12 protein-coding genes are annotated in these 9155 nt (G+C 64.3%); 3 read left to right on the forward strand and 9 right to left on the reverse strand.

The genetic code is table 11. The annotated features are described in order from the left end of the window. Positions 1-11: 11 nt before the first annotated feature. Genes E4L98_RS09910 through flgB form a run of 4 tightly spaced genes read right to left on the reverse strand, consistent with a single transcriptional unit; the run spans position 12 to position 3168 of the window. Positions 12-1568 (reverse strand): flagellar hook protein FlgE, encoded by a 1557-nt coding sequence (locus E4L98_RS09910; protein ID WP_135201396.1) that lies wholly within the window; start codon positions 1566-1568, stop codon positions 12-14. Positions 1569-1599: 31 nt separating this feature from the next. Next, on the reverse strand, positions 1600-2301 hold the full coding sequence (locus tag E4L98_RS09915) for a flagellar hook assembly protein FlgD (protein WP_135201397.1): 702 nt from the start codon (positions 2299-2301) through the stop codon (positions 1600-1602). Positions 2302-2329: 28 nt separating this feature from the next. Continuing rightward, positions 2330-2740: a flagellar basal body rod protein FlgC gene (gene flgC, locus E4L98_RS09920; RefSeq protein WP_135201398.1), complete on the reverse strand. Its 411-nt coding sequence runs from the start codon at positions 2738-2740 to the stop codon at positions 2330-2332. A gap of 2 nt (positions 2741-2742) precedes the next feature. Continuing rightward, a complete protein-coding gene (gene flgB / locus E4L98_RS09925) occupies positions 2743-3168 on the reverse strand; it encodes a flagellar basal body rod protein FlgB (protein ID WP_135201399.1) in 426 nt (141 codons plus the stop codon). Between the two features lie 151 nt (positions 3169-3319). Between flgB and flgA the strand changes: the two genes are divergently transcribed. The 3 genes from flgA (at position 3320) to E4L98_RS09940 (ending at position 4916) form a co-directional block, all read left to right on the forward strand. Beyond that, a complete protein-coding gene (gene flgA / locus E4L98_RS09930) occupies positions 3320-4012 on the forward strand; it encodes a flagellar basal body P-ring formation chaperone FlgA (protein WP_135201400.1) in 693 nt (230 codons plus the stop codon). Positions 4013-4099: 87 nt separating this feature from the next. Continuing rightward, entirely contained in the window at positions 4100-4432 is a 333-nt protein-coding gene (flgM, locus tag E4L98_RS09935; protein WP_135201401.1) for a flagellar biosynthesis anti-sigma factor FlgM, read from the forward strand. A 7-nt stretch (positions 4433-4439) separates the two neighbouring features. Then, positions 4440-4916, forward strand: a complete 477-nt coding sequence (locus tag E4L98_RS09940; protein ID WP_135201402.1) for a flagella synthesis protein FlgN — start codon at positions 4440-4442, stop codon at positions 4914-4916. A gap of 91 nt (positions 4917-5007) precedes the next feature. Here the strand turns inward: E4L98_RS09940 and motD are convergent, their stop codons facing one another. The 5 genes from motD to flhF all read right to left on the reverse strand — a co-directional run. Then, a complete protein-coding gene (motD, locus tag E4L98_RS09945) occupies positions 5008-5769 on the reverse strand; it encodes a flagellar motor protein MotD (RefSeq protein ID WP_135201403.1) in 762 nt (253 codons plus the stop codon). Between the two features lies 1 nt (position 5770). After that, entirely contained in the window at positions 5771-6517 is a 747-nt protein-coding gene (locus E4L98_RS09950; RefSeq protein ID WP_135201404.1) for a flagellar motor protein, read from the reverse strand. Continuing rightward, on the reverse strand, positions 6499-7230 hold the full coding sequence (locus E4L98_RS09955) for an RNA polymerase sigma factor FliA (protein ID WP_135201405.1): 732 nt from the start codon (positions 7228-7230) through the stop codon (positions 6499-6501). The genes E4L98_RS09950 and E4L98_RS09955 overlap by 19 nt, the downstream gene beginning before the upstream one ends. Before the next feature lie 16 nt (positions 7231-7246). Next, a complete protein-coding gene (locus E4L98_RS09960) occupies positions 7247-8071 on the reverse strand; it encodes a MinD/ParA family ATP-binding protein (protein WP_135201406.1) in 825 nt (274 codons plus the stop codon). Continuing rightward, the coding region (flhF, locus tag E4L98_RS09965; protein ID WP_229257339.1) for a flagellar biosynthesis GTPase FlhF at positions 8064-9155 on the reverse strand (1092 nt) is incomplete at its 5' end. The genes E4L98_RS09960 and flhF, both read right to left, overlap by 8 nt.

Here is a 9155-nt window from a genome sequence, read left to right on the forward strand (position 1 = left end):
GATTTACCTCATCAACGCAGGTTCACCAGCGTCTGCAGGATCGAGTCCTCGGTCTTGATGGTCTGCGCATTGGCCTGGTAGACGCGCTGCGCGGTGATCATGTTGACCAGTTCGGCGGTCAGGTCGGTGTTCGAGGCTTCCACCGCCGACGCCCGCAGGCTGCCCATCGAGCCCGCATTAGGCACGCCGACGACTGGTGGACCCGAGGCCGAGCTTTCGATCCAGACGTTGTCGCCGAGCGGCGTCAGGCCGTCCACGCTGGCGAAGTTGGCCATGGCGATCTGGCCGAGGGCGCGCGAAAAGCCATTGTCGTACTGGCCGAGGATCACGCCGTTCTCGTCGATCGAATAACTCTTCAGGGCGCCGGCCGGGTTGCCGTCGCCGACGCCACCCTGGTCGACAGTCTTGCTGCCGTACTGGGTAATGCCCTCGAACGTGGTGGCGATGGTGATTGGTTCCTGCGCGCCGGTGTCGGGGAAGATCGGCAGCGTGATCTGGAATGGCAGCGTCTGCGACGGGGTCATCAGCGCCATGGCCTGCTGATCGAGCGCGCCGGTATTGCTGAACAGCAGCGTGCCGACCTTGACCGCCGGCACGTCCACCGCAGCGGCCAGCTTGGCGTTGATCTGGTCCGGGTTCAGGCCGGTGATCTGCTGGCTGCCCGATGGGTCAAGCGCGGTGTAGGCGGCAGTAAGCGCGTCGAGCTGGGCCTGGGACGCCGATGCCGGCGGCGTCTGCGCGGCGGTCAGCATGGCGTTGTAGGCCGTGGTGGCATAGTTGAAAGCCGCACTGGCGATCGCGGCAGTATCGGGTGGCGTCGCTTGCACGGCGGTGTTGTAGTCGGTGCGCGCCTGCACCACGCCGGGATCGTTATTGACAGCCGCCGTAACACCAGCCGACACCAATTCCTTGTTGTCAGCCGCCGCATACACGTCCCAGGTATTGGCGTCGGTCTTGACGTAGTACATGGTCATGCGGTGTTCCGTGCCGAGGCTGTCGTAAATCACCGCCGGCTGCTGCAGGTTGTAGCTCTGCGGGTCGTTGGCGTTGAACGGCACGTGGGCCGGCACCGTGTCCTTGGAGCTCAGGTTGGCCTTGAAATTGGCGCTGGTGCTGGCCACCGGTTTCATGTCGGATTTGTCCAGCGTCAGCGGCACGGGCGCGCCCATCTGGATCACGCCGTTGGTGTCGGCCAGGTAGCCGGTCAGCTGCGCGCCCTGGGCATTGACCAGGGTGTGGGTCTTGTCTTCGTGGAACTGGCCATTGCGCGAATAGACCACGGCGCCATTCACCGACAGGCGGAAGAAGCCGCCGCCGTTGATGGCCACGTCCAGCGGGTTGCTGCTGGTCTCGATATTCCCTTGGGTGAACTGCTGCGCAATCTTGGACACCGACACACCGATACCAGCATTGTTGCCGGAGACGCCGTTCAGCGAGTTGGCGTACAGGTCGGCGAACTGCGCCTGCGACGCCTTGAAGCCGACCGTGCTGGCATTGGCAATGTTGTTGCCGATGACATCCAGCGATTTGGATGCGGCGTTCAGGCCGCTCAATCCTTGTTGGAACATGGTATTCCCCTATGCTTAGGTGTGAGACTGCTTACAGAACTTCTTTCACATCGCTCAGGCTGAAATGGCCGAGCGAGGTATTCAATTTGACGCCGCCGCTGCCGGTCGACACGCTGGCCACGGCGGCCAGCTGCAGCGGCGTGGCGTCGGTCAGCGTCTTGCCTGCGCTGGTGGCGGTGACGGTAAAGGTATAGCTACCGGCCGGCGCCTGGGTCTTGTCGTCGGTGGTGCCGTCCCAGCCGATCGGATAGGTGCCGACCTCGGAACTCGGCATGCTCATGGTCTTGACCGTCTTGCCGGTGCTGTCCTTGATCTCGATGCTGACGCTTTCCGCGGCCGAGGCCAGGTCGACGCCGAACAGGCTGCTGTAGGTGGTCTTGCCGGCGTCATCGGTGCTGCTGGTCAGCTCGATACCCTTGCCGGCCACCAGGATGCCCTTGCCGATCATGTTGACCGCGCTTTGCGACTGGGTGTTGATGTCGGTGCGCAGCGATTCCAGCGTGGCGTTGACCTTGTTGATGCCGGTCACGGTCGACAGCTGCGCCAGCTGGCTGGTCATGGCCGCGTTGTCCATCGGGTTCAGCGGGTCCTGGTTCTTCAGCTGCGTCACCAGCAGCTTGAGGAACTTGTCGCTGTCCGCCTTGACGTCGTCGGCCGCGGTCTGGGTGTCGGTCGTGCCGGTGCTGTTGGTGGCGGACGCGGCCGGGGTGGGGAAATTGCCGATAGTAGTCATGGTGAATTCTTCTATGAGTTTTTCTTGATTAGGACTGACCGATGGTCAGGGTTTTCAACAGCAGCGACTTGGCCGCGTTCATGGTTTCCACATTGTTCTGGTAGGCGCGCGAGGCCGACAGCATGTTGACCATCTCGTCCACCACGTTGACGTTGGGCATGGTCACATAGCCCTGTTCATCGGCGGCCGGATTCTTGGGGTCGTACATCATCTTCATCGGCGACTGGTCTTCCACCACCTGCTTGACGCGCACGCCGGTGGCGGTGCCGCCGTCGGTCGGCGTCTGTGCCTCGAACACCACCTGGCGCGCGCGGTAGGCTTCGCCGGTGGCGCTGGTGGCGCTGTCGGCATTGGCCAGGTTGGAGGCCACCACGTTCAGGCGCTGCGCCTGCGCGCTCATGGCCGAACCGGAAACGTTGAAAATCTTAAACAGTGACATGATTAGCTCCCTGGCTGGATCGCCGCCAGCATGGCCTTGATCTGGCCGTTGATCGCGGTGATGCCGGCCTCATACCGGATGGCGTTGTCGGCGAACTGGTTCTGCTCCACGTCCATGTCCACCGTGTTGCCGTCGACCGCGCCCTGGATCACGCCGCGGTACAACAGCGGCGTGCCGTCGGCCAGCGTACCGGCGTCTTGCTGGGGGTTCGGGTAATGTTTGGCGGCAGTGGTGGTCAGCGTCCGCTGGGCGTTGGGATCGGCCTTGTCCAGCGCCGACTGCAGCGCGCTGCTGAAGTCGATGTCGCGCGCCTTGTAATTTGGCGTATCGGCGTTGGCAATATTGGAGGCGAGCACGGTCTGGCGCTTATCGCGCAGGCTCAGCACCGTTTCATTGAAACGCATGTAATCGTCCAGTCTGCCGACCATGATGGCCCCCTTCACATTGATGACAGGATCGATGATACGGAGTTGCCCGGCGTAACCATCGAGTGATAAGCACCCGGTTTCCCGGCTTATTCCACGCTTCGTTCCTGGCCGCGCCCACTATGATGGCAGCATTGAAGGGGAAACCGACACCATGAAACTACGTCTCTTGATGACCGCACTGCTGGCCGCCACACTGGGCGCCAACGCCGCCGCCCAGGGCAAGCAGGACATCGCCGTGCTGAAAAGCACGGTCGAGCAATTCCTGCAGGTGCAGGCCGGCGGGCTGCCGGGCGAAGTCAAGGTCACGGTGGGCGCGGTCGATCCGCGCCTGAGCCTGGCGGCCTGCGCCGCGCCGGAAGCGTTCTTCATGCCCGGCGCCCGCGCCTGGGGCAAAACCACGGTGGGCGTGCGTTGTGCGACACCTTCCACGTGGACGATATATATTCAAGCCAATGTGACGGTGACCGGTGAATACCTCGCCGCCGCCGCGCCGCTGGTGCAGGGCGTGCCGATCACGGCCAACCAGCTGACCACCCTCAAGGGCGATCTGACAATGTTGCCGCCAGGGATAGCCACCGACGCCAGCCAGGTGATCGGCCGCAGCGCCACGATTTCGTTGCCACCAGGCACGCCTCTGCGACTGGACAGCCTGCGCAGCAAGCCGGTGGTGCAGATGGGGCAGCTGGTGCGGCTGGTCTCGAACGGCAATGGTTTCAGCGTGAGCGGCGAAGCGCGCGCCATGAGCACCGCCGGCGAAGGCCAGGTGGTGCAGGTGAAGACGCCGTCCGGTCAACAAATTACCGGCGTCGCCAAGAATGGCGGACTGGTCGAGGTGGCATTTTGAGCAAGGCCGGGCCTAAAGTTTTGGGCCAGGCCGCCGTTACCGACTCAGATCCCGGAGTTCAGGACTCCACGCTGAGAAGGAAATGCTGTGAAAATCAATGACACACTGAAGAGCACGAACGGCTTGCCGAGCGCGCCCGCGAACAACGGTTCGGCGGCGCGGACCGACAAGGCGGCGGAAGCGTCCTCCGCCAATGTGGCGCAGACCAACAACGCCGCGACCGACAATGTGCGCCTGTCGCCGCAAGGCCAGGCGATGGCGGCCAGTTCTGCCAGCGGCGCCAATGCGGTGTTCGACACCAAGAAAGTCGAACGCATCAAATTGGCAATTGCCGATGGCCAGTTCCAGGTCAACTCGGAAAAAGTAGCGGATGGCTTGCTGGACACAGTCAAGGATCTGCTGCACTCAAGAAAACGATAGGATCATCATGACCACCGTCACCCCGCTGAACAGCCTGCGCGAAGAAGAGCACATCATGGCAACCTTGCTGGATCTGCTACGCCAGGAGCAGCACCTGCTGGTGACGGCGGAAATCGACGGCCTGCCCGCGCTCACCACGCGCAAGACCGCGCTGGTCACGCAGATGACGGTGCTGTCGGCGCAACGCCACCGCGCCCTGGGCAAGAGCGGCTTCCCGGCCGAAGAAGCCGGCATGGACGCCTGGATTGCCGCCAGCGGCGCCGAGCGCGACGAATCGGCCGCCCTGTGGCAAGCCCTGCTGGCGCACACGCGCGAAGCCAAAGAACTGAACCGCATCAACGGCATGTTGATCAACAAGCAGATGGCGCACGCGCAGGACGCGCTGCAAGCCCTGCGGCCGCAAAGCATCCCGGCCAACAACTTCTACGGCCCTGGCGGCATCTCCACCACCCTGCCGCGCAGCCGCGGCTTCATCGCCGGTTAACTCCGGGGTCAGGTCTTCCATTGCGTCACGACCTCAGCCGTAGCATGCGCTACGGCTGAGGTCGTGACGCAATGGAAGACCTGACCCCGGATTATTGAACGGGGACTTCGGTGCTCGGGTCGGGGATGCCGGACAGGATGGTGACCGCCACACGACGGTTGCGCGCGCGGCCTTCCGGCGTTTCGTTGGAGGCGACCGGGACGTTGGAACTGAAGCCCACCGCCGTCAACCGCTCCGGCGCCACGCCGGCATCGATGAATAAGCGCACCACACTGCTGGCGCGCACGGACGACAGCTCCCAGTTCGACGGGAACAGCCGGTTGCGGATCGGCTGATTGTCGGTGTGCCCCTCCACCTGCACCTTGTGACCGTCCGCCTTCAGCAGGCTGGCGACGGCACGCAAGGCTTCGGTCGATTCATTGGTCAGGCTGGCATCGCCCGGATCGAACAGCACCGAGGCGTTGATTTCGACGCTGACCCCGCGGCTGTTCTGCGTCACCCTGACCTTGCCCTCCTTCACCAGCGGCGCCAGCGTGGACAGCAGGTCTTGCGCCAGCTTGGTCATGTGCTCTTTTTCGCGGCGCAGCAGCTCGGTGCGGCGCTTCAGGCCGGGATTGGGGATCGGCAGGTTCTGCACCTGGGTGTTGACCGGCGTGGCCGCACCCTGCCCGCCGAAGGCATCGCCGAGCGCGTCGGAAAACACCTTGTACTTGCCGATGTTGACCGAGGAGATCGCATACATCACGACGAAGAACGCAAACAGCAGGGTGATGAAGTCGGAATACGAGATCAGCCAGCGCTCGTGGTTCTCGGGCTCATCGTCGAACTTCCTGCGCGCGCGCCGGTACTGCATCTCAGGGCTCCCGCAGCAGGGTGGCGATGCGTTCGTCGATCACGCGCGAATGGTCGCCGGTGGCGATGTCGTAAAACACCGCGGCCGCAATCTCCTGCTGGTGCACTTCCTGGATGACGATGTTTTTCAGCTTGTTGGCGATCGGGTAGAAGAACAGGTTGGCCAGGCCGACACCGTAAATGGTCGAGACGAAAGCCACCGCGATGCCGGCCCCCAGCTTGTTCGGATCGGTCAGGTTTTCCATCACGTGGATCAGGCCGATCACCGCGCCGAGAATGCCGATGGTCGGCGAATAGCCGGCCGCCGATTCCCAGATGCGCACCGCCTGGCGTTCGGCCGTTTCATAGGCGGTGATTTCGGTGTCGAGCAGCTGGCGCAGCTTGTCCGGCTGGATACCGTCGACCACCAGCCTCAGGCCCTTGATGGTGAACGGGTCTTTCGACGCCAGCATGTGGCGCTCCAGCGCCAGCAGGCCGTCGCGGCGCGCGGTCTGGATCCAGCTGCGGATGTCGCGCGCCAGCGCGGCGCGGGTGTCGACCGGCGGCGCGAACACCAGCCGCAGCATGCGCAGCCCCTTGAGGAACGTCGCCAGCCGCGTCTGCAGCAGCACCGCGCCCACGGTGCCGACCACCACGATGGCAAACGCCGCCGGCTGCACCAGCGACGACAGCTTGCCCCCTTCCAGCACCTGGCCGACAATGATGCCGGCCAGCGCCACCAGGACGCCGACTAGGCTGGCCCAGTCCAAGACCGCTCCCGGAGTGAGGCGCGCAGCCGCGCCACAGCCTGCGTATGCAACTGCGATACGCGCGATTCGGATACCCCCATCACGGCGCCGATTTCTTTCAAGTTGAGCTCCTCTTCGTAATATAGGCCCATCAGCATTTTTTCGCGCTCCGGCAAGGCGTCGATGGCATTGATCACCGCCTGGCGGAAGTCGCCGTCCAGCAGCGCGCGCAGCGGGTCGGCATCCTCATCCGAGGCATAACGGTCGAGGAAGCTGTCGTTGCCGTCGTCGTCGTGAAAGTCTTCGAAATACACCAGCTGGTGGCCGCCGCCCTCGGACAGCATTTCCTGGTAGTCGGCCAGGGACAACTTGAGCGACTTGGCGACTTCCGATTCGCTAGGCGGCCGGCCCAGACGCTGCTGCAGCGTCGACATCGCGGTTTCCACCTTGCGCATGTTCTGGCGCAGGGAGCGCGGCATCCAGTCGCTGTTGCGCAATTCATCCAGCATGGCGCCGCGGATGCGCATCACGGCGTAGGTTTCAAATTGGGCGCCGTGGGTTTCCTCGTAACGGCTGATGGCGTCCAGCAGGCCGATCATCCCGGCTTGCACCAGATCGTCGACTTCGACGCTGGGCGGCAGTTTCGCCTTCATATGGTGGGCCAGGCGTTTGACCAACGGCATATGTTCCGTCAGCAAAGTATCCTTGTCCGCTTTCCCTTTTACCGTGTACATGTAATATTTTTATTCATTAGGCGCTGAGCCGGCCACCACTCCCCGTATGGAAAGATGGCGAGCCCGCCAGCGCAAAGCGCCCCGCCAGTTGACGAAACGCGACCGAGGCCCCCGCCAACGGAAACGCATCGACCACCGCGCGCCCCAGGCGCGCGGCACGTTGCAGATACTCATCCGCAGGCACGGACCCCATGGAAACCAGGTTGACGGCAAGATATCTGCTTGCCGCCTGTGCCATATTATCGTAAACCACCTGCGCTTCGGCCTCGGCGGCGCCGGTGACCAGAATTCCGAACGGGCGCCGGCCCAGTTCCTGATTCAGGCGCTTAATCATACTGTAGGCCGCCTTGATCGAGGTAGCGCTATTCGAGACTTGCACCACGATCTCCGAGCTGGCCATCACCGGCACCGGAAAGGCGACGCCGTCGAATTCGCCGTCGACCAGCACCATGCCGGTCTGCTTGGCCAGCACGTCGAAGGCCTTGGCCAGCCGGCGCGTCTCGTCGGGACCGCTGCGCGGCACGCCGCGCGTCATCGACGCCACCGCGAAGCCCTGCGGCGCCTGGTGGATCACCTGGTTCAGCGCACATTCCTGACGCGCCACGTTCAGCAGGCTGTGGCCGCCGTCGACGCCGAGCCGCGACGCCACCCCGTGGGCGCTGGCGCAGGCGTCGACGATCAACACGTCGTTGCCGGCGCGCGCCAGCGAGGCGCCCAGGTTGACCAGCATGGCGCCTTTGTCGTCCTGCGGCGTGGCCGACAGGAAGGTGACGATGCGGGGCTGCGGCCCCGCCAGCATGCGGCGCAGGCCCTCCGCCTGGTCGAAATTGAAATTAGCCAAGGTGCACCTCGCGCATGCCGTGGTCCTGGGCGGCGTTGCTCATCAGCAGCGGCAGCTCCGCGTCCTGGTACTGGGTGTTGACGATGTCGCGTTTCAACTTGAAAGCGCGGTCGATCAGATAGGCCGGATCGGCCAGGTGCAGGTCTTCCGGCACGCGCTGGCCGTTGGACACGTAGAACAGGTTGAGCTTGTGGCGGATCACCACGTCCAGCGCATTGCCGATCGCGGCCGCCTCGTCCAGCTTGGTCATGATGCAGCCGGCCAGGCCACTGCCCTGGTAGGCGCGCACCACTTCGCTCAGGGTTTCCTGGGTGGCGGTGGCGTTCAGGCACAGCAGGCGTTTGACGTGGGCGCCGGCGCCTTGCAGCATCGACACCTGCTCGGTCACCATCTGGTCGCGCTGGCTGACGCCGACCGTGTCAATCAGCACGGTATGCTTGTTCTTCAGTTCTTTCAGGGCGATGCGCAGGTCGGCTTCGTCCTTGACCGAGTGCACCATCACGCCGAGGATCTTGCCGTAGATGCGCAGCTGCTCGTGGGCGCCGATACGGTAGGCATCGGTGGTGATCAGGGCCAGCTTGTCCGGGCCGTGGCGCATCACGCAGCGCGCAGCCAGCTTGGCGGTGCTGGTGGTCTTGCCGACGCCGGTCGGGCCGACCAGCGCGAACACGCCGCCCTGGTCGATCAGCGCGTCTTCGTTGGCCATGGCCTGCAAGTTGCGCGTGAGGACGGTCTTGATCCAGCGCAGGCTGTCGGCGGCGTCGCGGTTGGCCGGCAGCTTTTCGATCAGGTAGCGCGCCAGGCTGGCCGAGAAGCCGGCGGCCAGCATCTCGCGCAGCACGGCGGTCTTCTGCGGCTCGCGCGCCTGGGTCGCGCCCCACGACAATTCGGCCAGCTGGGTTTCCATCATGCCGCGCATGGCGCGGATCTCGCTCATCATGCCGCTCATCTCGGCGGCGGCCGATTCCTTGGCGCTGCTGACGGCCGCCTTCACCATCGCGGCGATCTGGTCGGCGCTGAGCGCGGACTGGATGTGCGGTGCGGGCGCGGGCGCCGGGGTCGGCGCGGGTGCGGGCGCCGCGGC

The organism is Duganella callida (assembly GCF_004614165.1).
Taxonomy (GTDB): Bacteria; Pseudomonadota; Gammaproteobacteria; order Burkholderiales; family Burkholderiaceae_D; genus Rugamonas; species Rugamonas callida.